22 protein-coding genes and 1 pseudogene are annotated in these 22,799 nt (G+C 69.8%); 12 read left to right on the top strand and 11 right to left on the bottom strand.

Features of this window, described 5'->3' with window-relative positions:
- Positions 1 to 39: 39 nt before the first annotated feature.
- The 3 genes from ACFVDI_RS15475 (at position 40) to ACFVDI_RS15465 (ending at position 3,523) form a co-directional block, all read left to right on the top strand.
- Positions 40 to 1,818, top strand: a complete 1,779-nt coding sequence (locus tag ACFVDI_RS15475; protein ID WP_378906472.1) for a 3-hydroxyacyl-CoA dehydrogenase family protein — start codon at positions 40 to 42, stop codon at positions 1,816 to 1,818.
- Positions 1,819 to 1,955: 137 nt separating this feature from the next.
- The gene (locus ACFVDI_RS15470; protein WP_378906470.1) at positions 1,956 to 2,711 is read left to right on the top strand and encodes a hypothetical protein; all 756 of its coding nucleotides are present in this window, start codon (positions 1,956 to 1,958) and stop codon (positions 2,709 to 2,711) included.
- Positions 2,712 to 2,743: 32 nt separating this feature from the next.
- Positions 2,744 to 3,523: an alpha/beta fold hydrolase gene (locus tag ACFVDI_RS15465; RefSeq protein WP_378906468.1), complete on the top strand. Its 780-nt coding sequence runs from the start codon at positions 2,744 to 2,746 to the stop codon at positions 3,521 to 3,523.
- 245 nt (positions 3,524 to 3,768) lie between these two features.
- On the opposite strand, the gene ACFVDI_RS15460 is transcribed toward ACFVDI_RS15465, so the two are convergent.
- Positions 3,769 to 4,398 (bottom strand): TetR/AcrR family transcriptional regulator, encoded by a 630-nt coding sequence (locus ACFVDI_RS15460; protein WP_378906466.1) that lies wholly within the window; start codon positions 4,396 to 4,398, stop codon positions 3,769 to 3,771.
- A gap of 44 nt (positions 4,399 to 4,442) precedes the next feature.
- Between ACFVDI_RS15460 and ACFVDI_RS15455 the strand changes: the two genes are divergently transcribed.
- Positions 4,443 to 5,837, top strand: coding sequence for a serine hydrolase domain-containing protein (locus ACFVDI_RS15455; protein ID WP_378906464.1), 1,395 nt, complete (start codon positions 4,443 to 4,445; stop codon positions 5,835 to 5,837).
- Here the strand turns inward: ACFVDI_RS15455 and ACFVDI_RS15450 are convergent.
- Both ACFVDI_RS15450 and ACFVDI_RS15445 read right to left on the bottom strand, forming a co-directional pair.
- Positions 5,824 to 6,486: a response regulator gene (locus tag ACFVDI_RS15450; protein WP_378906462.1), complete on the bottom strand. Its 663-nt coding sequence runs from the start codon at positions 6,484 to 6,486 to the stop codon at positions 5,824 to 5,826. The genes ACFVDI_RS15455 and ACFVDI_RS15450 overlap by 14 nt on opposite strands.
- The gene (locus tag ACFVDI_RS15445) at positions 6,483 to 7,430 is read right to left on the bottom strand and encodes a sensor histidine kinase (protein WP_378906460.1); all 948 of its coding nucleotides are present in this window, start codon (positions 7,428 to 7,430) and stop codon (positions 6,483 to 6,485) included. Before ACFVDI_RS15445 ends, ACFVDI_RS15450 begins: the two co-directional genes overlap by 4 nt.
- 101 nt (positions 7,431 to 7,531) lie before the next feature.
- Between ACFVDI_RS15445 and ACFVDI_RS15440 the strand changes: the two genes are divergently transcribed.
- On the top strand, positions 7,532 to 8,821 hold the full coding sequence (locus ACFVDI_RS15440; protein WP_378906458.1) for an SLC13 family permease: 1,290 nt from the start codon (positions 7,532 to 7,534) through the stop codon (positions 8,819 to 8,821).
- On the opposite strand, the gene ACFVDI_RS15435 is transcribed toward ACFVDI_RS15440, so the two are convergent.
- Positions 8,800 to 9,354, bottom strand: coding sequence for a CGNR zinc finger domain-containing protein (locus ACFVDI_RS15435; protein WP_378906456.1), 555 nt, complete (start codon positions 9,352 to 9,354; stop codon positions 8,800 to 8,802). The genes ACFVDI_RS15440 and ACFVDI_RS15435 overlap by 22 nt on opposite strands.
- A gap of 38 nt (positions 9,355 to 9,392) precedes the next feature.
- Between ACFVDI_RS15435 and ACFVDI_RS15430 the strand changes: the two genes are divergently transcribed.
- The gene (locus ACFVDI_RS15430; RefSeq protein ID WP_378906454.1) at positions 9,393 to 10,355 is read left to right on the top strand and encodes a DMT family transporter; all 963 of its coding nucleotides are present in this window, start codon (positions 9,393 to 9,395) and stop codon (positions 10,353 to 10,355) included.
- 63 nt (positions 10,356 to 10,418) lie between these two features.
- On the opposite strand, the gene ACFVDI_RS15425 is transcribed toward ACFVDI_RS15430, so the two are convergent.
- The 4 genes from ACFVDI_RS15425 to mce form a co-directional block, all read right to left on the bottom strand.
- A complete protein-coding gene (locus ACFVDI_RS15425; RefSeq protein ID WP_378906452.1) occupies positions 10,419 to 11,615 on the bottom strand; it encodes an AI-2E family transporter in 1,197 nt (398 codons plus the stop codon).
- On the bottom strand, positions 11,612 to 12,748 hold the full coding sequence (locus ACFVDI_RS15420) for a hypothetical protein (RefSeq protein WP_378906450.1): 1,137 nt from the start codon (positions 12,746 to 12,748) through the stop codon (positions 11,612 to 11,614). The genes ACFVDI_RS15425 and ACFVDI_RS15420 overlap by 4 nt, the downstream gene beginning before the upstream one ends.
- A gap of 347 nt (positions 12,749 to 13,095) precedes the next feature.
- Positions 13,096 to 14,436 carry a crotonyl-CoA carboxylase/reductase gene (ccrA, locus tag ACFVDI_RS15415; RefSeq protein ID WP_378906448.1) on the bottom strand — a complete coding sequence of 447 codons (1,341 nt, stop codon included), beginning with the start codon at positions 14,434 to 14,436 and terminating at the stop codon, positions 13,096 to 13,098.
- Between the two features lie 130 nt (positions 14,437 to 14,566).
- Positions 14,567 to 15,016 carry a methylmalonyl-CoA epimerase gene (mce, locus tag ACFVDI_RS15410; protein ID WP_378906446.1) on the bottom strand — a complete coding sequence of 150 codons (450 nt, stop codon included), beginning with the start codon at positions 15,014 to 15,016 and terminating at the stop codon, positions 14,567 to 14,569.
- Positions 15,017 to 15,160: 144 nt separating this feature from the next.
- On the opposite strand from mce, the gene ACFVDI_RS15405 reads away from it, so the two are divergent.
- The 4 genes from ACFVDI_RS15405 to ACFVDI_RS15390 all read left to right on the top strand — a co-directional run bounded on the left by ACFVDI_RS15405 (position 15,161) and on the right by ACFVDI_RS15390 (position 18,878).
- Positions 15,161 to 16,348: an acetyl-CoA C-acetyltransferase gene (locus tag ACFVDI_RS15405; protein ID WP_378906444.1), complete on the top strand. Its 1,188-nt coding sequence runs from the start codon at positions 15,161 to 15,163 to the stop codon at positions 16,346 to 16,348.
- Between the two features lie 12 nt (positions 16,349 to 16,360).
- Entirely contained in the window at positions 16,361 to 17,305 is a 945-nt protein-coding gene (gene meaB / locus ACFVDI_RS15400; RefSeq protein WP_378906442.1) for a methylmalonyl Co-A mutase-associated GTPase MeaB, read from the top strand.
- Positions 17,306 to 17,391: 86 nt separating this feature from the next.
- Positions 17,392 to 17,898: a PH domain-containing protein gene (locus ACFVDI_RS15395; RefSeq protein ID WP_378906440.1), complete on the top strand. Its 507-nt coding sequence runs from the start codon at positions 17,392 to 17,394 to the stop codon at positions 17,896 to 17,898.
- 23 nt (positions 17,899 to 17,921) lie between these two features.
- On the top strand, positions 17,922 to 18,878 hold the full coding sequence (locus ACFVDI_RS15390; RefSeq protein ID WP_378906438.1) for a co-chaperone YbbN: 957 nt from the start codon (positions 17,922 to 17,924) through the stop codon (positions 18,876 to 18,878).
- Here the strand turns inward: ACFVDI_RS15390 and ACFVDI_RS15385 are convergent.
- Positions 18,851 to 19,777: a LysR family transcriptional regulator gene (locus ACFVDI_RS15385; RefSeq protein WP_378906436.1), complete on the bottom strand. Its 927-nt coding sequence runs from the start codon at positions 19,775 to 19,777 to the stop codon at positions 18,851 to 18,853. The two genes, ACFVDI_RS15390 and ACFVDI_RS15385, sit on opposite strands and share 28 nt — an antisense overlap.
- Positions 19,778 to 19,823: 46 nt before the next feature.
- Between ACFVDI_RS15385 and ACFVDI_RS15380 the strand changes: the two are divergent.
- Positions 19,824 to 20,687 (top strand): annotated as a pseudogene (locus tag ACFVDI_RS15380) (EamA family transporter); the annotation flags it as partial.
- A 24-nt stretch (positions 20,688 to 20,711) separates the two neighbouring features.
- Here the strand turns inward: ACFVDI_RS15380 and ACFVDI_RS15375 are convergent.
- Complete coding sequence (locus ACFVDI_RS15375) at positions 20,712 to 21,455, bottom strand: NUDIX domain-containing protein (RefSeq protein WP_378906434.1); 744 nt, start codon at positions 21,453 to 21,455, stop codon at positions 20,712 to 20,714.
- Positions 21,456 to 21,614: 159 nt separating this feature from the next.
- On the opposite strand from ACFVDI_RS15375, the gene ACFVDI_RS15370 reads away from it, so the two are divergent.
- The gene (locus ACFVDI_RS15370; protein ID WP_378906432.1) at positions 21,615 to 22,496 is read left to right on the top strand and encodes an RNA polymerase sigma-70 factor; all 882 of its coding nucleotides are present in this window, start codon (positions 21,615 to 21,617) and stop codon (positions 22,494 to 22,496) included.
- A gap of 15 nt (positions 22,497 to 22,511) precedes the next feature.
- Here ACFVDI_RS15370 and ACFVDI_RS15365 read toward each other — a convergent pair whose 3' ends face one another.
- Positions 22,512 to 22,775, bottom strand: coding sequence for a hypothetical protein (locus ACFVDI_RS15365; protein WP_378906430.1), 264 nt, complete (start codon positions 22,773 to 22,775; stop codon positions 22,512 to 22,514).
- Between the last annotated feature and the right edge of the window lie 24 nt (positions 22,776 to 22,799).

The raw sequence follows: 22,799 nt of genomic DNA, 5'->3' as shown, positions 1-22,799 counted from the left end.
CTGGCGTGCTTGGCATCACACCGTGGCAGGATGCTCGGCATGAGCGAGCGCACGATCGAGACAGTCGGAGTCGTCGGCCTGGGCACCATGGGTGCGGGGATCGCGGAGGTGTTCGCCCGCAACGGGTTCACCGTCGTCGGCGTGGAGCGCGACGAGGAGGGTCTCGAGCGCGGCAAGGCACACCTGGCGCACTCGACGGGTCGTGCGGTCAAGCGCGGCAAGCTCAGCGAGGAGGAGCAGCAGGCGCTGCTCGGCCGGATCTCCTTCGCCACCGACGCGACGGCGCTCAAGGACGTCGACATGGTCGTCGAGGCGGTCGTGGAGTCGCTGGAGCTGAAGAAGTCGATCCTCGCCACCCTCGACGAGATCGTGGCTCCGGAGACGATCCTGGCGACCAACACCTCGTCGCTGTCGGTGACCGAGATCTCGACCGCCTCCAAGCACCCCGGGCGGGTCGTCGGCGTGCACTTCTTCAACCCCGCACCGGTGCAGAAGTTCGTCGAGATCGTACGCACCGTGGTGACCGAGCCCGACGTGCTCGACGACGCCCGAGAGGTCGTCGGCAAGCTCGGCAAGTCGCCGGTGGTCTGCGGCGACCGGGCCGGGTTCATCGCCAACGCGCTGCTCTTCGGCTACCTCAACCACGCGGTCTCGATGTTCGAGGGCCACTACGCCACCCGCGAGGACATCGACACCGCGATGCGGCTCGGCTGCGGCTACCCGATGGGGCCGCTGGCGCTGCTGGACCTGATCGGCCTGGACACCTCCTACGAGATCCTCGACACGATGTACCGCCAGGGTCGCGACCGCCTGCACGCCCCCGCACCGATCCTCAAGCAGATGGTCACCGCCGGGATGCTCGGGCGGAAGTCGGGCCGCGGCTTCTACACCTACGAGGCCGCCGACTCGCCCGTCGTGGTGCCGGACGCGCTCACCCCGAGCGCCGACGCCACCCACGAGCTGCGCCGTACGATCACGAAGGTGGGCGTCGTCGGCACCGGGACGATGGCCTCCGGGATCGTCGAGGTGTTCGCCAAGGGCGGCTACGACGTGACGTACGTCGGACGCAGCCAGGACAAGGTCGACGGAGTCGCGGCGCGGATCACCAAGAGCCTCGACAAGGCGATCGGGCGGGGCAAGCTGGAGGAGTCGGCGAAGCCGGAGATCCTCGGCCGGCTGACCGGCACCACCTCGCTGGACGACCTGGCCGACGTGGACATCGTCGTGGAGGCGATCGCCGAGGACCTGGCCATCAAGACCACGCTCTTCGAGAACCTCGACGACATCTGCAAGCCCGGCGCGATCCTGGCCACGACGACCTCGAGCCTGCCGGTCATCGAGCTGGCCAAGGTGACGAAGCGTCCCGCCGACGTCGTCGGGATGCACTTCTTCAACCCCGCACCGGTGATGAAGCTGGTCGAGGTCGTCTCGACGGTGACCACTTCTGAGGAGGTCTCCGAGACCGTCCGCGCCCTCTGCGCGCAGGTCGGCAAGTCGCCGGTCTCGTGCGGCGACCGCGCCGGCTTCATCGTCAACGCGCTGCTGTTCCCCTACCTCAACGACGCGGTCAAGATGCTCGAGGGCCACTACGCGACCGCCGACGACATCGACACCGCGATGAAGCTCGGCTGTGCCCTCCCGATGGGGCCTTTCGAGCTGCTCGACGTGGTCGGCAACGACGTCTCGCTCGCCATCGAGCGTGAGCTCTACCTGGAGTTCCGCGAGCCGGGCTTCGCGCCCGCGCCGCTGCTCGAGCACCTGGTCACCGCGGGCTACCTCGGGCGTAAGACCGGCAAGGGGTTCCGCGACTACAGCTGAGCCGCCAGCGGCGTCAGTTCGTCTAGGTATGCAGCCGGACCGCCGCATCCCAAGTGGAACTCCGCTTGGGATGCGCTGGTTCGCCTGCATACCTAGACGAACCGCGCCCCCACCACCCCGGCAGTACGCTGAATGACGTGGGACTTCTGATCGCACTTCTCATCGTCGTCGCGGTGATCGGGACCGTGGTCGTGACCAGCAGGCGCTCGCAGGCGCGAGCGCTGGAAAAGCAGCGCGCCGAGCTCGAACCGGTCAAGCAGCTCGCCTTCGAGGACGTCACCGCCTTCGGTGAGGAGCTCCAGAAGCTCGACCTCGACATGACCGGCAAGGAGCTCGACGAGGGCGCCAACGCCGACTACCAGCGAGCGCTGGACGAGTACGAGACGGCCAAGCGCACCGTCGACAAGATGACCTCGCCCGACGACGTCAAGCAGATCACGACGATCGTCGAGGACGGCCGTTACGCGATCGCGTGCGTCGAGGCGCGGGTCGCCGGGGAGCCGCTGCCCAAGCGCCGCCCGCCGTGCTTCTTCGACCCCCGCCACGGGCTCTCGGTCGAGGACGTGGAGTGGGCGCCCCCAGGTGGCGTGCCCCGTGACGTACCCGCCTGTGCGCTCGACCTCGAGCGGATCAGGGCGGGTGCCGAACCGGACACCCGCAAGGTGATGGTGGGCAACGAGCGAGTGCCTTACTGGCAGGGCGGACCGGCCTACCAGCCCTACGCACGTGGCTACTTCGGCTCATTCGGGCCGATGGACTGGATGTTCGCGGGCATGATGTTCGGCGCGTTCGGTGGCTTCGAGGCGATCGGTGAGATCGGCGAGGGCATGGGCGAGGCGATCGGCGGCTTCGGTGAGGGCCTCGGCGACATGTTCGACGGCTTCGACTTCTGAGCGAGTCGGCAGCGCACGTACGATCCTCGCTTGTGACTGACCTGCACACGCTCGAGCTCGGCGAGACCGGCAGCCGCGTCGTCTTCCTGCACGGACTCTTCGGCCAGGGCCGCAACTGGAACACGCTCGGGAAGCAGCTGGCCGACAGACATCGGGTCACGCTCGTCGACCTGCCCCACCACGGCCGCTCGCCGCATCCCGAGACCTTCGACTACCTCGAGGTGACCGCGGCCGTCGCCGAGCTGCTCTCGGCCGACGACCCCGCGACGGTGGTCGGCCACTCGATGGGCGGCAAGGTGGCGATGCTGCTCGCGATCACTCGCCCCGAGCTGGTCGCGAAGCTGGTCGTGGCCGACATGTCCCCGGTGGTCTACGAGCGGGTCGGCGGCTTCAAGACGTACGTCGACGCGATGCAGGCGCTCGACCTGAGCCGCATCACCCGGCGCGAGGAGGCGGACGCCGGGATGTTGGAGGCCGTCCCGGACCCGACCATCCGTGGCTTCTTGCTCCAGAACCTGCGTCGTGAGGGGAACGGCTGGCGCTGGGCGATGAACCTGGACGTCCTCGGCCGCGACCTCGACCGCATCGGCGCCTGGCCGGCCGAGGAACTGAAGGCCTACGAGCCGTACGACGGGCCCGTGCTGTGGCTGGCCGGCGAGCTGTCGAACTACGTCACCGACGAGTACGCACCGGCGATGAAGGAATGGTTCCCGCGCTACCGCAAGGTGACGATCAAGGGCGCCGGTCACTGGGTCCACTCCGAGAAGCCGGATACCTTCCTCGCCGCCCTGCGCCAGTTCCTCGGTGACTGAGTCGCCGCGGCGTCTACGCTGAGCGGCATGGACCGCGACAGGCCCGCCATCGTGCTGGTCGCCGCCGAGCACGTGCTCGACGAGGGCACCTCGATCGAGTTGCTGCACCGCGTACCGAGCATCGTGGCGACAGCGCGCCGGGTCCGTGAAGCGGGTCGCCTCTGCGAGCGGCGAGGGCGCGTCGGTGCTCCCGCTGGTGCACGCCCACCTGGCGCGGCTGCGCGCTCGGGAGTTCGGCGCCTGAGCTACCGGGACTCCCTGGTGCACGGGCCGACGAACACGGTCGCCATCCGGGCGGCGATGGCGGTCCTCGCGCGGCTCCGGGCACCATCTTCCTGATCGAGGAGCAGGCGCGCGGCGAGCCCCTGGGTCAGGGCGAACGCAGCCTCGCCCTCGAGGAGGCTGTCGGTGTCGGGGGTGACCTCCCCACACTCCATCCCGTTCCTCACCCCCTGGGTGATCCGGTCGCGAAATCGCCGGTCGAAGGCCCGCTGGTGCTCTGCGAGAGTCGGGTTGTCGAGCGCGAGGCCGGCGAAGGCGTGCCGGAGATAGGTCTCCTTCCGGCGGGCGGTGCTCAGGGGAAGCAGCTCCAGAAGCCCCGCGCCCAGCATGTGCTCGATGCGGGCGTGGTCGCGTTCGGCCCGGGCGATGGCGGCATCGACGCGACCCTCGATGTCGTTCAACAGGCGGCTCAGGGTGTCCGCGAGCAGAGACTCCTTGGAGTCGTAGTAATGCTGCACCAAGCCGACGGAGACGCCCGCGGCCTTCGCGGTTCCGGCGACGGTCACGGAGCCGAGCCCGGAGGAGAGAGCGAGCTCGCGCACGCCTGTGGTGATCTGGGCACGTCGGCCCTCGTGGTCCGCGGTTCTGGGCATAAATCAGATGATAACAATATGGCCGTACGGTTATTGTCGGCGGCATGGACATCTCTCGACTTCTGACAAATGTTGTCGCCGGCGCTGCGGTTGCGATCGTGCTCGCCTCGCCGGTGTCTGCGGAGGCGGTGAAGACGTCGGCGGAGCCGGACGCCGCTGTCGAGGCGTACGTCGAGGGGTGGCGTGAAGCCAACCGAGTGCCAGGTGCGGCGGTCGCGGTCGTCGAGGGTGACGAGGTGCGGACCTACCTCTCGGGCGAGGACGGGGTCGGGGAGCCGGTTTCGCCCACGACTCCGTTCCTGGTGGGCTCGGTGGCCAAGACCTTCACCAGTGCGCTCGTTCTCGGCCTGGTCGAGGACGGCCGGATCCGGCTCGACGACCCGGTGAACCGCTATCTGACCTGGCTGGACGCACCGACGATGACCGTACGCCAGCTGCTCACCCATACGGCCGGCTACACCGCCGGTGACGGGCTCGCCGTCTCGGAGCGGTTCGACAACGAGCCTGGTGCGCTGCGCCGGGCGGCCGGGGACCTCGAGCACCGCGGCACGCCGGGGGAGTACGCCTACAGCAGCGCCGACTACCTGGTCCTCGGCGCTCTGGTCGAGGAGGTCACGGGCGGCTCGTTCGCGGCGGTCGCGCAGGAGGAACTCTTCGAGCCCCTCGGGATGACCGACACGGCCGCCGACGCGGACGGCGCCTCGACGCTCGCCGCAGGCCATCGCCACTGGTGGGCGTGGACACGGGCCTACGATCCCGGCTTCGACGAGTCCGGTGCTCCCTACGGGTACGTCGTCTCGACGCTCGACGATCTGGTCACGTACGCCCGCGCGCAGCTCGCGGGTGAGGTGCTGCCGCGCGACCTCGCCAGCGAGGCGTGGAGCATGCAGGAGGTCACGGGGCCGGGGAGGGGTTACGGCTACGGCTGGAGCATCGATGGCGGTGACCGCCGTCGCGTCCACCACACCGGCGCCACCCCCGGCTACTTCGCGCATGTCTCCCTGATCCCCGGCGAGGGCAGGGCCGTCGTCGTCCTGGCCAACTCCTACGCGGAGAAGCGCGCGCCGAGCCTTGCCGCTGCCGCCGCGGACATCGACGAGCTCGCGCGTGGTGGTTCGGTGGCGGTCAAGGGCGGCGACCCGTTGCTGTCCTCGGCGCCCTGGGTCCTGGCCGCGGTGGTACCGGCGGGTCTGATGCTCATGATGGTCGCCGTCCGCCGCCCGAGCTCGTCGAAGCTCAGGTGGGTGTTCGCCCTGGCTGCGGCGACCGCCGCGGTCGCCCTGGCTCTGCTGCCGAGCCTGCTGGGAGCGTCGCTCGGCTTCGCCGTCACGTGGCTGCCCGACCTCGCCGTCGGTGTCGTGGCGGGGAGCGCCACGCTGCTGCTCCTGGCGGCTGCCCTCGTCGTCCGTGGGCGGGTGGGGAGGCTCAGGGCTCGATGAGACCCGCCCTGATCGCGTATCTGGTCACCTGGGTGCGATCGCGCAGGCCGAGCTTCGCGAGGATGTTCTCGCGGTGCCGCTCGACGGTCTTGTAGGAGATCGTCAGCGCGCGGGCGATCTCGCGGGTCGAGTGTCCTTCGGCGATGAGCTTGAGCACCTCGTCCTCGCGCTCGGTCAGGACGGTACGCGGCAGACTCTCGCCCCGGTTGAGGCGGTCTAGGTAGTCGCGGACCAGTGCGCTCATCGCACCGGGGTAGACGAAGGCCTGGCCGCTCATCGCGGTGCGGCAGGCCTTGACCAGGTCCTCGTCGGCGACCGACTTGAGGACGTAGCCGCTGGCGCCGACCTTGAGTGCCTCGAAGAAGTACTGCTCGTTGTCGTGCATCGAGAGCATCAGCATCTTCGGCGGCGTACGCATCCGGACGATGCTGCGAGCGGCCTGCAGCCCGGTCATCCGCGGCATGGCGACGTCGAGGATCACCAGGTCGACCTCGACGTCACGCAGCGCGGCGACGGCCTCGGCGCCGTCGGCCGCCTCGGCGACCACCTCGAGGTCGGGCTCGGCGTCGAGGATGAGGCGTACGCCGCGACGGACCAGGGTGTGGTCGTCGGCCAGCAGGATCCGGATCTTCGCAGGCGTGGGGGTCACAGCGGCACCTCCAGGACGACGGTGGTGCCGCGGCCGGGGTCGCTGGACACCCGGAGGTCGGCACCCACGAGCAGCGCCCGCTCGCGCATTCCGCTGATCCCGGCGCCGGCGACGAGGTCGGCGCTGCCGCGGCCGTCGTCGGAGACGGTGAGGACGATCTTGTCGCCGACCTTGCACAGGGAGAGCTCGGCGGTGGCGGCGTGGGCGTGGCGGACGACGTTGGTGAGCGCCTCCTGGGCGACCCGGTAGATCACCAGCTCGCGGTCCTGGGGCAGCTCGGGCAGTCCTCGGCCGACGGTGCGGCGTACGGTCGTTCGGCCGAGCGCGCCGACGTCGGTGGTCAGCGAGGCCAGGGCGGCGTGCAGACCGAGGTCCTCGAGCACGCCCGGCCGAAGCTGCCGCGCCACGCGGCGTACGTCGTCGATACCTGTGCGCGCGGACTCGCGCACAGCGGCGAGATCGGGGCGCACCGCCTCCGGCACCTGCCGCTCCAGACCCTTGAGCCCCAGGAGCACGACCGTCAGCGACTGGCCGACCTCGTCGTGGAGCTCCTGGGCGATCCGGTGCCGCTCGGCCTCCTGGGCGGCCAGCGCCTTGGCGTTGCTGGTGCTCCGCTCCGTCTCCAGCCGTTCGAGCATCGCGTTGTAGCTGGCCACCAGCCGGGCTCCGGCGCCCCTGCCGTGGGTGGTCAGGCGCTGGTCGGGAGAGAGGTGGTCGACCGAGTCCATGGTGCGGATCACCCGGTCGATCGGGGCCAGGCTGCGCAGCAGGAGGAGCGCGTTGAGGGTCGCCATCACGACCAGCCCGACCGCCAGCACGACCGCCTCGGAGGCCAGGACCCGCTCGGATACCCGGGCCGGCGACAGCGCCAGGACCAGGGTGCCGACGCAGAAGACCGCCCAGTTGGTCAGGCAGACCCGCCAGTAGAGGGGCAAGTGACTCATGCCCCAACCCTGACAGGTCCTCTGGCCTGGCCTTATGGGTGGCAGCACCCATTCGGATCCGGCGTGCGTTCGCGGAGAGTCGACGGCATGGAGCTCAACGCATGATCGTGTACGCAGCGGTGGCCGTCTTCATCGTCACCTACGGCCTCATCGCCACCGAGCGCGTCCACCGCGTCGCCGCCGCCCTGGGTGGCGTCGCCGCGATGGTCGCGCTCGGGATCATCAGTGCCGAGTCGGCCTTCTACAGCCATGAGACGGGGGTCGACTGGGACGTCATCTTCCTGCTCTTCGGGATGATGGTGATCGTCGGCGTCCTCAAGCAGACGGGTCTGTTCGAGTTCCTCGCGCTCTGGGCGGTCAAGCACTCCGGCGGCCGCCCGGCACGCCTGGCGACGCTGCTGATCCTGGTCACCGCCGCGCTCTCGCCGATCCTCGACAACGTGACCACGGTGCTGCTCGTCACGCCGGTGACGCTGTCGGTCTGCGAGCGGCTGGGGCTGCGGCCGATGCCCTACCTGATCTCGCTCATCCTGGCCGCGAACGTAGGCGGCACCTCGACCCTGATCGCCGACCCGCCCAACATCATCGTGGCCAGCCGGGCCGACCTGACCTTCGACGACTTCCTGATCCACTCGCTGCCGCTGTGCCTGATCCTGCTGGTGGTCCTCATCGGGCTGGTCCGGGTCCTCTTCAGGCACGATCTGCGCGGCCACGTCGACCTCGACGGCCTGATCGAGCCGCCCGCCTCGGCGATCCCCGACCGTGGGCTCCTCTACCGCTGCCTGGCGGTCCTGGCCCTGGTGATGCTCGCCTTCGGGCTGCACACCGAGCTCCACCTCGACCCCTCGCTCGTCGCCATGCTCGGTGCCGGCGCGATGGTGGTCGTCTCCCGGACCAGGACCGAGGCGTTCCTGGAGGAGGTCGAGTGGTCGACCCTGGCCTTCTTCATGGCCCTGTTCGTACTCGTCGGCGGCCTGGTGGAGGTCGGCGTGATCGGCTCCCTGGGCACCTTCGCCGCCGACCTGATGGGCGACAACGAGCTCGCCGGTGTCACCGGGCTGATGATCGGCTCGGCCGTCGTCGGCGGGTTCGTCGACAACATTCCCTACACCGCGGCGATGGTGCCGATCGTGGAGGAGATGGTCGCCGCGACGCCGTCCTCGGGCGCCGACAGCCCGCTGTGGTGGGCCCTCGTCTTCGGCGCGGACCTCGGCGGCAACACGACCGCCGTCGCCGCCGGTGCCAACGTGGTCGTGCTCGGCCTCGCCGCCAGGGCCGGCCACCCGATCAGCTTCTGGAGGTTCACCAGATACGGCATCGTGGTCACGATCGTGACGCTGGCCGTCGCCTGGGTCTACGTCGCGCTGCGCTACTTCGTGCTCGCCGCCTGACGCTCTCGATAAGCCGCCACCGCGTTGCGGTTGGTGCAGGTCGGCGAGCAGTAGCGCTTGGAGCGGTTGCGGGAGAGGTCGACGACCACCCCCGCACAGCCGTCGTCGGCGCAGATCGAGAGCCGGGACAGCTCGTCGGCGCGGATCACGTCGACCATCGCCATCGCGGTCTCGACGGCGATCCGCGTCGCCAGCGGGGCGTCGGGCTCGGTGGCGTGGATGTGCCAGTCGTACGTCGTGTGGCGGACGAGCTGGGGCGTGGCCCGGTGCTCGGCGAGCAGCGCGTTGGTCAGCCGCACGGCCTCGTCGCGCTCGGCGGTGAGCAGGTCGCGCAGTCGGGTGCGCAGGGCACGGACCTCGTCGAGCTCGGCGCGGTCACGGTCGTGCCGACCCGTGTAGTCGTACGTCACGAAGAACTCGTCGAGTGCCGCCACGGTCGCCAGCTCGTCGACCGAGCCAGGGGAGAGGGCGAGGGTGTTCGCCAGCGCCGCGGCCGCCTGGAGGCCTACCTCGGTGTCATGGGTGAAAACCATGTTGACACATTACCGCGTCGCTGGGATCGTCATGTGTCATGACGACTTTGACCAATGACGAGGCGGTGCCGCAGAGCACGACGAAGACGCCGCTGGTGGCTGCCGGACTGCTCCTGGCGGTCGTCTCGGCGGTCACCTTCAGCCTGTCCGGGCCGCTGGGACGCGGCCTCTTCGACACCGGCTGGTCGACCGGCGGCGTGCTGATCTTCCGCGTCGGCATCGGCGCCCTGGTCCTGGCTCCCTTCGCGGTGCGGGCACTGGCCGGTCGATGGCGGAACATCGCCTCGAGCTGGCGGGTCGTTGCGGCGTACGCACTGCTGGCGATCGTGGTGCCGCAGTTCGCGTTCTTCTCGGCGGTGCAGTGGATGGCGGTCGGGCCGGCGCTGCTGCTGGAGTACATGGGGGTCGTGCTCGTCGTCGCCTGGATGTGGCTGCGGCACGGCGAGCGGCCCTCGCCGCTGACGATGGTGGGCGCGTTGGTCGCGATCGCCGGGCTGGTACTGGTCCTCGACCTGGTCAGCGGTGCGAACGTGCATCCGCTCGGTGTCCTGTGGGGCTCCGCGGCCGCCGTCGGCCTGGCCGGCTACTACGTGCTCAACGCGCACTCCAGCACCACGCTGCCGCCGCTCGCGCTGGCCTGGCTCGGCCTGACCGGTGCCACGATCCTGCTCGCGCTGCTCTGCCTGATCGGGGCGATCCCGTTCGCGATGGAGACCACGCCGGTGGTCCTCGCCGGACTGGAGATGCCCTGGTGGGGGCCGCTGGTCGGCCTCGGCGTGCTGACCTGCTCGGTCGCGTACGCCACCGGCATCGCCGCCACCCGCACCCTCGGTTCGCGGCTCTCGTCCTTCGTGGGACTTCTCGAGGTCGTCTCGGCCGTCGTCTTCGCCTGGCTGCTGCTCGGCGAGGCGCCCGGGCTGATCCAGCTCATCGGCGGGCTGGTCGTGCTGGCCGGCATCATCGCGGTCCAGCAGGGCGAGCAGTCGACGACCGCCTCCTGACAGCGCGAAGCGCCGCCCGTCTGAGCTGATCGGCTGAGACGGGCGGCGCTTCGAAGGGTCGTGCTAGCGCTCGTCCTGAGCTCTGACGTAGACCTCACGGACCAGCATCAGGATGGCCGCCGCGGTCGGGATCGCCAGCAGCGCACCGACGACACCGAGGAGCGAGGCACCGATGAGGGCCGCGATCACGGTGACCACGCCGGGGATGTCGACCGAGCGGGACATGACCCGCGGGTAGACGACGTAGTTCTCGAACTGCTGGTAGGCGATGTAGAAGACGACCGCGATGAGCCCGGTCTTCAGGTCGGTCGTCGCGAAGGTGATCGCACAGACGATGACCGCGCCGATCGTGGCCCCGATCATCGGGATCACGTCGGTGATCATGACGACGAAGGCCAGCGCGACCGCGTACTCGCCCATCCCGATGACGAAGAGCAGCACCAGCGTCGACAGGCCGGCGCACAGCGCGACGATGAAGGCTCCGGAGACGTAGCCGCCGATGCCGTCGAAGACCCGGTCACCGAGCTTGCTGACCCGGTCGCGGCGCGAGGCCGGGGCGAGACGGTAGATCGCGCTCTTCGTCCGGTCGTACGCGGCGATGAAGTAGAGCGTCAAGACGATGACGATGAAGGCCGTGACGAGCACGTTGATCACCGCCAGGCCCACGCCCAGCGCACCGCCGAAGGCGCTGCTGACGAAGTCGCCGCTGGCGACGTACTCCTGCACCTTGTCGAGGATCTGGTAGTCCTCGTTGAGCTGCTGGATGCGCTGGTTGCGCTGGAGCTCCTCGACCCAGTCGGGCACGTTGGCCGAGATCTTGGCGACCTGGTCGCTGATCACCGGCACCAGTGCCACGAAGAAGAGCGCGAGCGCGCCCAGCACGCCGAGGATGACGGTCAGGACCGCCCACGGACGCGCGAAGCCACGCCTCTGCAGGAAGACCACCATCGGGTTGATCCCGGCGGCGATGAAGAGCGAGACCACCACCTGGAGGATCACGCTCCCCATCGTGGTGAGGAGGTTGCCCGCCGCGTAGGCGGTCAGCAGGCCGAAGCCGAGGAGCAGCCCGAAGAGGTAGGGCGAGTTGCGGTCGAACCGCGGTCCGGGCTTGCCGTACCGCTTGTCGCGCTCGCTCTCCTCCTCGGGCTCCTCGACGTCGATCGCGGTCTCGCTGTCGACCGCTGGGTCCTCGTTCGAGCCATTTTCGGCAGACGTCGACTCAGGACCGTCCGTGGGACGGTCGGCAGCGGCCGCGTTCACCGGCTTTCGGACTTCGCAGTCTCGGGCTCGCGGATCGCGGTCTTCTCCGAGGGCTCGTCGTAGTCGTCGTAGTCGTCGGAGAGGTCGTCGTCGGAGTCGACCAGGGTGACGCTCTCATCGACCACGAGCTCGCCGTCGACGATGTCCTCCTCCACGGTGCGCGGCTTCGGTGCCTCCAGCTCGGCCGGGTCCTCGGTCTTGCCGAACCCGGAGACCAGGTCGGTGAGCGAGGAGAGCTGAGCGGCGATGGCGTCGCGGCGCTTGGTGAGACGGTCGACCTCGGCCTTGATGATCGCGAGACCCTTCTCGGCCTCGACGGTCGCGGTGGAGGCGAGGTGGTCGGCCTCGGCGCGAGCCTTGGACAGGACCGCCTCGGCGTCGCGGCGGGCGCGGGAGATGATCCCCTCGGACTCCTTGGCCAGCTCGGCGCGCTGGTCGGCGACGTGCTGGGCGGCGATCCGGGCGCGCTCCTCGGCGTCCGCGGCGCGGGTCTCACCCTCGGCGACGATGCGAGCGGTCTCGGCCATCGCCTGGTCGTGGTGGTCGGCGGCCTCGCGGGCGAGGCGCTCGCGTTCGACGGAGAGCATCCGCCGAGCCTCCTGGACCTCGCGGTCCGCGCCGGCACGGGCCTTCTCGACCTCGCGCTGGGTCGACGTACGCAGCTGGGTGACCTCCTGCTGCACGGCGAGCCGGATCTGGTCGGCCTCGCGCTTGGCGGCGGCGAGCATCTCGTCGCTCTCGGCCTGCACCATCTTGCGGGCCTGCTGGACCTCCGACATCACCTTCTCGCGGTGGTCGTCGATCTCCTTGTAGTGCGTCGTACGCAGCGACTCGATGTCACGCTGGGCGGACGCCTTCGTCGCGGCAGCCTCGCGCTGGGCGGCCTCGCGGATGACCGCGGCCTCCTTCTCGGCGGACTCCTTGACGGCGGCGGCCTCTTCCTCGGCCAGCCGGAGCATCGCACTCGCGCGGCCACCGAGCGAGGCGTAGGAGGGGGCCTCGTTGCTCTGGGCCGCGGCGGCCTTGAGGTCGTTGACCTTGCGCTCGAGCTCGGCGATGCGCCGCTGCGCGTTGCGCAGGGCCGACTGCCCCTGGCCGTTGGCCTGGAGCAGCTGCTGGACTCGTGCGTTCACGGTCCCGGGGTCGTATCCGCCACGACGCACGACCGGGAAGGCTGGGAGCGAGCCTGGAGCCGGTGGTGGGGAGTTGTGGCCGGAGCTGGGTGAACCAGATGCGCCGGGGACCCGGGGGAGGACCTGTGTCTCGGTCGAGTCCTGCTCGGGCTTCTGCCGAGGCTCTGAAGCCTCGTTGAAGATGGACAGTCCCTCATTCGTCATTTGTGGCGGATTCCTCACACTGTAGGTCGTCTACGAGCTGCCTCTGCTCCCAAAGGGCAAGACTACGGCCGGTCGCCCCTCGCGCAAGGGGAGACCGGCCGTGAATCCAGTCTCAAACGGGTCTATTTACTGAGACTGGAGTCTCAGATCCCCCGGAAGAGGTTGATCTTGTCGATGTGCGCCGCACGCTTCTCCTCGTCGAGGACGCCGAGGCCCTCCTCGGGAGCCAGGCAGAGCACGCCGACCTTGCCCTGGTGCTTGTTGTGGTGCACGTCGAGCGAGGCCTGGCCGACCTCCTCGAGGGTGTAGGTCCGCGACAGGGTCGGGTGGATCTTGCCCTGCGCGATGAGGCGGTTGGCCTCCCACGACTCGCGGTAGTTGGCGAAGTGGCTGGAGATGATCCGCTTGAGGTTCATCCACAGGTAGCGGTTGTCGTACTCGTGCATGTAGCCCGAGGTCGACGCGCAGGTGGTGATGGTGCCGCCCTTGCGGGTCACGAACACCGAGGCGCCGAAGGTCTCGCGGCCCGGGTGCTCGAAGACGATGTCGATGTCCTCGCCGCCGGTGAGCTCGCGGATGGCCTTGCCCAGGCGCAGCCACTCCTTCGGGTTCTGCTGGGTGCCGTCCTCGTTCCAGAACTTGAAGTCCATCTCGGAGCGGTTGATGACCATCTCGGCGCCCATGTTGCGCACGATCTTGGCCTTCTCCTCGTTGGAGACCACGCAGACCGGGTTGGCGCCGCCGTTGAGCGCGTACTGCGTCGCGAAGCCGCCGAGGCCGCCCGAGGCGCCCCAGATCAGGACGTTGTCGCCCTGCTTCATGTTGCCGCCGTTGGCGGAGACGAGCTGGCGGTAGGCGGTGCAGTTGACCAGGCCGGGGGAGGCGGCCTCCTCCCAGGTCAGGTGCTCCGGCTTCGGCATCAGCTGGTTGGCCTTGACCATCGCGATGTCGGCCAGGCCGCCGAAGTTGGTCTCGAAGCCCCAGATGCGCTGGGAGGGGTCCATCATCGTGTCGTCGTGGCCGTCGGGAGCCTCGAGCTCGACCGAGAGGCAGTGGGCCACGACGCGGTCGCCGGGCTTCCACTTGGTCACGCCCGCGCCCACGGCCAGCACGACGCCGGACAGGTCGGAGCCGACGATGTGGTAGTCGAGGTTGTGGCGGGCGCCGAGCTCGGACTCCTTGCCGTAGCGCTCCAGGAACCCGAAGGTGGAGACCGGCTCGAAGATCGAGGTCCACACGGTGTTGTAGTTGATCGCCGAGGCCATCACCGCGACGAAGGCCTCGCCGGGACCGAGCTCGGGGAGGGCGACGTCCTCGACGTGGAGGGACTTGCGCGGGTCCTTCTCCTTGGTCGCGACGCCCTCGAACATGTCGACCTCGTCCTTGTGGACGGTTGCGGCACGGTAGTGGTCGGGGATCTCGAGGTTCGCGAACTCCTCGCCGGGTGTGTCACCGGCAAGGATCGCGTCGAGGATTTTCTGCATTGGTCGGCTCCTGCGTCGTCGTAGGGGTCGCGGTTGAGGCTATTTCGCTGGACATTACTGGTGAGTAACCGTTAACGCCAGCCTGATGTGACACATGACTCTTGGATCGTTCACGTGCCGTGGTCGGTTCTCAGTGAGCGGGGTTCGCGGCCGGCTCGACCAGCTCGACCAGGACGCCGCCGGCGTCCTTGGGGTGGATGAAGTTGATCCGCGAGTCGGCGGTGCCGCGTCGCGGTGCGTCGTAGAGAAGACGTACGCCGCGTTCCCGGAGGATCGCGGAGACCTGCTCCACGTCGGTGACCCGGTAGGCCAGCTGCTGCATGCCCGGGCCGTTGCGGTCGAGGAACTTGGCGATGGTGCTGTTCTCGTTGAGCGGGGCGAGCAGCTGGAGCTTGTTGTCGGAGTCGCCGATGGCGATCATCGCCTCCTCGACACCCTGCTCCTCGTTGGTCTCCCGGTGAGCGAGCCTCATCCCGAAGGTCTTCTCGTAGAAGTCGATCGCCGCGTCCAGATCGGCGACGGCGAGGCCGACGTGGTCGATCTGGGTGAACAGGTGGGGTGGGATCTCAACGGTTGTCATGGGCCTACTCTCCTTGAGGTCGGGCCTAAGAGGCACAATGTGTGATGACAGCCACACCAAGCTGCTGTCATCTCTCTTCCCACTGAGGTTACTAATAAGTAACCTCAGTGGCAGATCAGCACCACCAACATTCTTGGAGGACCCATGTCCAACGTCATCGTCGCCGGGGCGCGCACGCCGATCGGTCGCCTCCTCGGCGGGCTCAAGAGCCTGTCCGCGGCAGATCTGGGTGGCGTCGCCATCAAGGGCGCCCTGGAGAAGGCAGGCGTCTCGCCGGAGCAGGTCGACTACCTGATCATGGGTCAGGTCATCCAGGCCGGCGCCGGCCAGAACCCGGCCCGCGCGGCCGGCATCGCCGGCGGGCTGCCGATGAACATCCCGTCGATCACCATCAACAAGGTGTGCCTCTCCGGCCTCAACACCATCGCCATGGCCGACCAGATGATCCGCGCCGGCGAGGCCGAGATCGTCGTCGCGGGCGGCATGGAGTCGATGACCAACGCGCCGCACCTGCTGCCGAAGTCCCGCGAGGGCTTCAAGTACGGAGACACCACCCTGGTGGACTCGATGGCCTACGACGCGCTCTACGACCAGCTCACCCAGCAGGCGATGGGCGGGCTGACCGAGCAGGTCAACGCCGAGGGCGTGAAGCTCACCCGCGAGGAGCAGGACGCCTTCGCCGCCACGTCGCACCAGCGTGCCGCCGCCGCCCAGAAGAACGGCGTCTTCGACGACGAGATCGTCCCGGTCTCGATCCCGCAGCGCAAGGGCGAGCCGATCGTCGTCAGCGCCGACGAGGGCGTGCGCGGCGACACCACCGCCGAGTCGCTGGCCAAGCTCCGCCCGGCGTTCTCCAAGGAGGGCACCATCACCGCCGGCTCCGCCTCGCAGATCTCCGACGGCGCCGCTGCCGTCGTGGTGATGAGCAAGGAGAAGGCCGAGGAGCTCGGCCTGGAGTGGTTGGCCGAGATCGGCGCCCACGGCATGGTCGCCGGTCCCGACTCCTCGCTGCAGCTGCAGCCGGCCAACGCCACGGCCAAGGCGCTGGAGAAGGAGGGCATCACCGCCGCCGACCTCGACCTGGTCGAGTTCAACGAGGCGTTCGCCGCCGTCGGCATCGAGTCCACCAAGAAGCTCGGTCTCGACCCGGAGATCGTCAACGTCAACGGCGGCGCGATCGCCCTCGGCCACCCGGTCGGCATGTCCGGCACGCGCGTCGTGCTCCACCTGGCGCACGAGCTCAAGCGCCGTGGCGGCGGCACCGGTGCGGCCGCGCTGTGCGGCGGTGGCGGCCAGGGTGACGCACTGATCGTGCGTGTGCCCAAGGCGTGAGCCATCGCTGATGTGAGCGACCTGGTCGCGCGCGCCCGGGGCGGGGAGCCCCGGGCGGTCGCGCGGCTGGTGTCGTACGTCGAGAACGCCCCCGTCGGTGGCGGAGAACGGCTCCGCGAGGTGATGGCCGCGCTCGCGCCGCACGGCGGGCACGCCCAGATCGTGGGGCTCACCGGTGCGCCGGGCGTCGGGAAGTCGACGACCACCTCCGCGCTGGTCCGCGAGCTGCGCTCCGCCGGGCGGACCGTGGCCGTGCTGGCGGTCGACCCGTCCTCCCCGTTCTCGGGCGGCGCGCTGCTCGGTGACCGGATCCGGATGACCGACCACGCCACCGACCCGGGTGTCTTCATCCGGTCGATGGCCTCCCGAGGGCATCTCGGTGGTCTGGCCTGGTCGGCGCCGCAGGCGATCCGGGTGCTCGACGCCGCCGGTTTCGACGTGGTGCTGGTCGAGACCGTCGGCGTGGGCCAGTCCGAGGTGGAGATCGCCGGCCTCGCCGACACGACCGTCGTCCTGCTCGCGCCCGGGATGGGCGACGGCATCCAGGCGGCGAAGGCCGGGATCCTGGAGATCGGCGACCTCTACGTCGTCAACAAGGCCGACCGGGAAGGGGCGACCAAGGTGCAGCGCGACCTGCGCGGCATGCTGCGCCTGGCCGACCGTCCCGCCGAGGCCTGGACCCCGCCCGTCCTCACCGCCGTGGCTCAGGCCGGCAAGGGACTGGCCGACGTCGTCGCCGCGCTCGACGAGCACCGGGCCTGGCTCGAGGCCAGCGGCACGCTGGAGCTGCGGCGTACGCGGCGGGCCAGGGCCGAGATCGAGGCCATCGCCGTCGAGACCCTCCGGGCGCGGTGGACGACGGTGGGGTCGTCGAGCGACCTGGACGCCCTCGCGGAGAAGGTCGTCACGGGCGAGAAGGACCCGTACGCCGCCGCGGACACGCTCCTCGCCGAATAGCCGTCGCCGGCCTTTCGGCAGGAGTTGTCCCGGCGTACGGCTTGTTCTGTCGACTCTCGCTTCGCGGAGTCACTATCGTTGCTGGTGTGAACCTCTTCGGTGTCGACATCTCCAAGCACCTTCTGCGCGACGAAGGTGAGGTCGTCGTCGACGAGGTCACCCATCACTGGGTCTCCTACATCCGGCCGGTGGTGGAGGCGATCTTGGGCCTGGCGCTGATGATCGTCGCGGCCACGATCGACATGAACGTCGCCTGGATCATCGTGCTGCTCGCGTTCGGACTGGTCGGGCACGCGTTCTGGCGGTCGCTGGTGGTCAGCCGCGACCGGTTCGTGGTCACCAACATGCGGATCTTCCGTGTCCACGGCGTGCTCTCCAGCGAGCTGGCGACCATGCCGCTGGCGCGAGTTCTCGACATCACCGTGAAGCAGTCGTTCACCGGCCAGATCTTCAACTACGGCCACTTCGTCTTCGAGTCGGCCGCCCAGGAGCAGGGCCTGAACAACATCTACTTCGTCGGCCGGCCGAACGAGCGTGACCTGACCATCCAGCGCGTCGTCCAGCGTGCGGGCCTCCGCGGCAGTGTCGGTTAGACCGTTCTCTTAGGATTGACCGCATGACGCAGCAGCCGTTCTCCCGTCCCGGAGCCGTCGACCTCTCCGGGCTCGCCAGCACCACCCCCGCACAGGACGCGCCCTTCGGCGGTCCGGCCGATGCGGCTCCCGCCCAGGGGCGGAGCGCCGGCTCCTACACCGTCGAGGTCGACGAGCAGATCTTCCAGTCGGTGCTCGAGGCGTCGATGACCGCGCCGGTCGTGCTGGTCTTCTACTCCGCCTCCCGTGCTCCCGAGAGCGTCACCTATGCCCGCGACGTCTCGACGGTCGTGGAGGAGTACGACGGCCGGCTCCTGGTCGGCCTGGTCGACATCGACCGCAACCCGCAGATCGCGCAGGCGCTGCAGGTGCCCCAGGTGCCGCTCCTCTACATCCTGCTCGACGGCCGCCCGGTCACCCAGCCGATCCCGGGAGCGCTCAACCTGGAGGAGCTGCGTATGGTCTTCCAGCAGCTCGGGCAGCAGCTCACCACCCAGGGCATCGGTGGGCGGCACAAGCCCAACGCCATCGGCGGCGGCGCGACCGAGGAGGGTGCCGAGCCGGCTCTCGACCCGCGCTACGCCCCGGCCCAGGACGCGCTGGAGCGCGGTGACATCGACGCCGCCGTGGCCGAGTACGAGAAGCTGATCGCCTCCAACCCCGCCGACTCCGAGGCCGCCGCCGGGCTGGCGATGGCCAAGGTCCTGCAGCGTACGCAGGGGGTCGACCTCAACGCCGCCCGTGCCGCCGCCGCGGCCGCGCCCGAGGACGTGGACGCTCAGACGCTCGTCGCCGACCTGGACCTGCTCGGTGGCCACGTGGAGGACTCCTTCCTCCGGCTGGTCGAGCTGGTGCGGCGTACGTCGGGGGACGACCGCAACAAGGCGCGCGAGCACCTGCTGGGGCTCTTCGCCGCGGTCGGCAACGACGACGAGCGCGTGCTCAAGGGTCGTCAGTCGCTGGCCTCGGCACTGTTCTGATCGGCACCGTTCTGCTCCGCTAGCGCCGCGAGCACCACGGTGACCGCCGGCGAGGCGGTCATGGTGCGCCGGTGCAGCGCGAGGATCTCGCGGGTGGGGACCGGATCGACGACGCGTACGGCGACCAGGTCCTCACCCAGCGCCGCCCGCCCCAGGCGGGGGACGAGCGCGATCCCGAGGCCGGCCCGCACCAGCGCCAGATGACTGTCGAACTCCATCGAGACGTGCGCGATCCGCGGCAGCCGGCCGGTGCCGGCGTACATCCGGTTCAGCCACTGCCGGCAGATCGTGCCCTCCGGCGTCGCGATCCAGCCCTCGGCGACGAGGTCGTGCGGCGTCACCTTGGCGAGCTGGGCCAGCGGGTGGTCGCGATGGGCGATCACGTCGGCGACGTCGCGGTGGAGGTCGGTGGTGACGAGGTGGTCGGGGATGGAGAGCGGCACGTCGCCCCAGGAGTGCACCACACCGATCTCGCTGTGACCGGTCGCCACCAGGTCGACGGTGTCCCACGGCTCCCGCTCGGAGAGGGTGAGGACGAGGTCGGGATGGGCGGTGCGGAGCGCTCCGGCGACCGGCGCGACCAGCCCGCGCATCGCGGTGGAGAAGGCGGTCAGCCGTAGTCGTCCGGCCACGGTCGTGGCCTGCTCGTGCAGCCCGGACTCCAGCGACTCCATGTCGGCGAGCAGCCGGGAGCCCTCGTCGACCAGGTGCCGCCCGGCATGGGTGAGCATGACGCCGCGCCCGATCCGCTCCAGAAGAGGGACGCCGACCTGCCGCTCGAGCCGCTTGACCTGCTGCGACACCGCGCTGGGGGTGAAGCCCAGCGCGTCGGCGGCCGCCACCACCGAGCCGTGGGTGTCGACGGCCCGGAGAGCGACGAGCGCGGACAGATCGATCATGAAGCGATGCTACGTCATTGGATGAAGAATCATTCGCTGGTGCTTCATGATCTGCGCCTTCATCCTGGTTGATGTGACTCGCCGTGACTCGCTGCTCGCCGTCCTGGTCGCCGTCCTGTGGGGCTTCAACTTCGTCGTCATCGACTGGGGTCTCGAGACGCGTGACGGCCATTCGGTGCCGCCGCTCCTGCTGCTCGCCGTGCGGTTCGTCCTGGTCGCCTTCCCGGCCGTCTTCCTGCTTCCTCGTCCGAAGGCGTCGTGGAAGGTGGTCGCGGCGGTCGGGGTGTTCATGAGCCTGGGCCAGTTCGGCCTGCTCTACACCAGCATGGCCGCGGGGATGCCGCCGGGCCTGGCGGGCCTGGTGCTCCAGGCGCAGGTCGTGCTCACCATCGTCATCGCGGCCGGCGTGCTGCGTGAACAGCCGACGCCCATGCAGGTGGTCGGCGTCGTCGCCGGTGCGCTCGGCCTGGTCGTGGTGGCGCTCGGCCGTGGCGGCCACGTGCCGGTCGTGGCGCTGGTGCTGTGCCTGCTCGCGGCGCTGTCGTGGGCGATCGGCAACGTGATCTCCCGCGCCGCCAAGGTGTCCGGCGGACTCTCGCTGACGGTCTGGTCGGCGCTGGTCGTGCCGCTCCCGCTGCTCGCGCTCTCCTTCGTGATCGACGGACCCGAGGGCGTACGCGACGGGGTGGCCGCCTTCGGCTGGGAGGCGCTCGTGTCCACGGCCTACACCGTGGTGCTCGCCTCGTTCGTCGGCTACGGCATCTTCAACTCGCTGCTCGCGCGGCACCCGGCCTCCTCGGTGGTGCCGTGGATCCTGCTGGTGCCGCCGGTCGCCATCGGCTCCGCGTGGCTGCTGCTCGGCGAGGTGCCGAGCGCCGGCGAGCTCGCCGGCGGCGCCCTGCTGGTGCTCGGCGCGCTCGTCGCGCAGGGAGTGCTACGCGCGCCCCGACTCGGTGTAACCCGGGCCGCCCCGCAGCGCCGCGAGCGCGGCCTCGACCCGGCGCGCGGTGAAGTCGGCGGCCCGCTCGCGGACCTCGTCGAGGGTGCAGAACGCCACTGAGCGGATCTCGCGCGGCTGGAGGGTGGTCTTCTCGACGATCGAGGCGGGGTGGACGCCACCGTCGAAGACCAGGCAGACGGCGTCGTCCCAGCCGCCCCAGGGTGGCAGCCAGTCGGTGAGCAGCAGGTCGCCGGCGGGGAGGACGAGGGCGAGCTCCTCCTCGATCTCGCGGGTGGTCGCCAGCTTGGGCGACTCGCCCACCTCCACGATGCCGCCGGGCAGGTCCCAGTCCTTCTTGTAGGTCAGCTGGCACATCAGGACGCGGTCCTCGTGGTCGCGCACCAGCATCTGGCCGATCGCGCGCTTGCGCGGGAGGAAGGAGTTGAGCAGGGCCCGGAAGCCCTCGGGGGCCTCCACCGGAGCGTCGCTCGCCACCCGGGCGTAGAGCATCCGGTCCTGGCCGCCCCGCACGCCGCGGAGCAGGCCCTCGCGGTGGAGCCCGGCCCAGGTCGCGGTGCGCTGCTCGACGGTGTCGTCCGGGTCGACCAGCGCCTCCACCCGATGGTGGGTGAGGAGTGCGGCGGCCACCTCGCGGCGTACGACGTCGACGGCCTCGCCCGCGGCCCACTCGATCCGGGCAACGCCCTCGGCCACCGTCGTCGTCTCTGGCTCGCTCACGCCCCAACCCTAGTGTCACAACCTGACGGTTGTCGGTGTCTGGATGGTGACGAGATGCTCGGACGACACAGGAGGGGCGATGATGCCCGGTTTGTTCAGGATTCCGCCGTCCTCGGCGGCGGTCGGGCCGGCGGTAGGGCCGGCGGTAGGGTCGCAGGCATGAGCGCTGATGCCGCGACGGAGATCTTCGTCGCCCACCGCAACCTGCTCTTCACCGTCGCCTACGAGATGCTCGGCTCGGCCGCCGACGCCGAGGACGTCCTCCAGGAGACCTGGCTGCGCTGGGCCGACGTGCCGCTGGAGGAGGTCCGCGACCAGCGCGCCTACCTGGTCCGGATCACGACCCGGCTCGCGCTCAACCGCATCCGCACGCTCTCGCGCCGCAAGGAGACGTACGTCGGTCCGTGGCTGCCCGAGCCGCTGCTGACCGCTCCGGACGTGGCCGAGGACGCCGAGCTCGCCGACTCGCTCTCGACCGCGGTGCTGCTGGTGCTGGAGACGCTCTCGCCGACCGAGCGGGCCGTCTTCGTGCTGCGCGAGGTCTTCGCGCTGGGCTATGACGAGATCGCCGCGGCGGTCGACAAGTCGCCGGCCGCGGTGCGACAGATCGCCCACCGGGCCCGCGACCACGTCGCCGAGCGCCGGCCGCGCGAGTCGGTCTCGGCGGCCGAGGCGCGCCATGCCCTGGAGCGGTTCCGAGACGCCGCGACCGGCGGCGACCTCCAGTCGCTGCTCGACGTACTGGCGCCCGACGTCGTCCTCTTCTCCGACGGTGGCGGCGTGGTGCAGGCGGCCCGCAAGCCGATCCACGGTGCCGAGAAGGTGCTGCGGTTCTTCGCGGGGCTGGCGACGAAGTACGGCGTCCCCAGGTTCGAGATGGCCAGCGTCAACAGCGCCCCCGGGATGCTGCTCTACTTCGGCGAGGAGGTCGACGGCGTCGTCACCCTCCACGTCGAGGAGGGCCTGGTGACCGGTCTCTACTACGTACGCAACCCGTCCAAGCTCAGCGGTGTCCTCGAGCAGGTCCGTCTGGAGCGTTGACGCCTCGGCGCGTGGTCAGGCCTCGGGGGTCCGGGGGTGATGGACGCTCATCAGGTTCCGGAGCAGGCACTCGAGCTCCTCACGGACGGCGCGATCCCGGGACGGGTCGACCGCGGTGGGGCGGGACGTCCGTCGGGGCGTCGTCGTGTGATCGGCCGGCCGGTCCTTGGCACGACGTGCCACGCGCGCGATCGCGCTCGAGGGCATGGGGCCGGGAGCCCCCGTCCCGGGTGTCGGGCGGGTGCTGGCGGATGCGTTGGTGGTCACAGTGCTGGTCATAGAAAGGCCCCGCTGGCGTCTCGG

The sequence above is a fragment of the Nocardioides sp. NPDC057767 genome (assembly GCF_042798275.1).
Taxonomy (GTDB): Bacteria; Actinomycetota; Actinomycetes; order Propionibacteriales; family Nocardioidaceae; genus Nocardioides.
This window is presented reverse-complemented; position numbering and strand designations above follow the sequence as displayed.

Excerpts from the sequence above, each read along its gene's own strand:
- ACFVDI_RS15475 (WP_378906472.1), top strand. The coding sequence starts at position 40 with ATGAGCGAGCGCACGATCGAGACAGTCGGAGTCGTCGGCCTGGGCACC.
- ACFVDI_RS15460 (WP_378906466.1), bottom strand. The coding sequence starts at position 4,398 with ATGCCCAGAACCGCGGACCACGAGGGCCGACGTGCCCAGATCACCACA.
- ACFVDI_RS15455 (WP_378906464.1), top strand. The coding sequence starts at position 4,443 with ATGGACATCTCTCGACTTCTGACAAATGTTGTCGCCGGCGCTGCGGTT.
- ACFVDI_RS15445 (WP_378906460.1), bottom strand. The coding sequence starts at position 7,430 with ATGAGTCACTTGCCCCTCTACTGGCGGGTCTGCCTGACCAACTGGGCG.
- ACFVDI_RS15440 (WP_378906458.1), top strand. The coding sequence starts at position 7,532 with ATGATCGTGTACGCAGCGGTGGCCGTCTTCATCGTCACCTACGGCCTC.
- ACFVDI_RS15435 (WP_378906456.1), bottom strand. The coding sequence starts at position 9,354 with ATGGTTTTCACCCATGACACCGAGGTAGGCCTCCAGGCGGCCGCGGCG.
- ACFVDI_RS15430 (WP_378906454.1), top strand. The coding sequence starts at position 9,393 with ATGACGACTTTGACCAATGACGAGGCGGTGCCGCAGAGCACGACGAAG.
- ccrA (WP_378906448.1), bottom strand. The coding sequence starts at position 14,436 with ATGCAGAAAATCCTCGACGCGATCCTTGCCGGTGACACACCCGGCGAG.
- mce (WP_378906446.1), bottom strand. The coding sequence starts at position 15,016 with ATGACAACCGTTGAGATCCCACCCCACCTGTTCACCCAGATCGACCAC.
- ACFVDI_RS15405 (WP_378906444.1), top strand. The coding sequence starts at position 15,161 with ATGTCCAACGTCATCGTCGCCGGGGCGCGCACGCCGATCGGTCGCCTC.
- ACFVDI_RS15390 (WP_378906438.1), top strand. The coding sequence starts at position 17,922 with ATGACGCAGCAGCCGTTCTCCCGTCCCGGAGCCGTCGACCTCTCCGGG.
- ACFVDI_RS15385 (WP_378906436.1), bottom strand. The coding sequence starts at position 19,777 with ATGATCGATCTGTCCGCGCTCGTCGCTCTCCGGGCCGTCGACACCCAC.
- ACFVDI_RS15370 (WP_378906432.1), top strand. The coding sequence starts at position 21,615 with ATGAGCGCTGATGCCGCGACGGAGATCTTCGTCGCCCACCGCAACCTG.
- ACFVDI_RS15365 (WP_378906430.1), bottom strand. The coding sequence starts at position 22,775 with ATGACCAGCACTGTGACCACCAACGCATCCGCCAGCACCCGCCCGACA.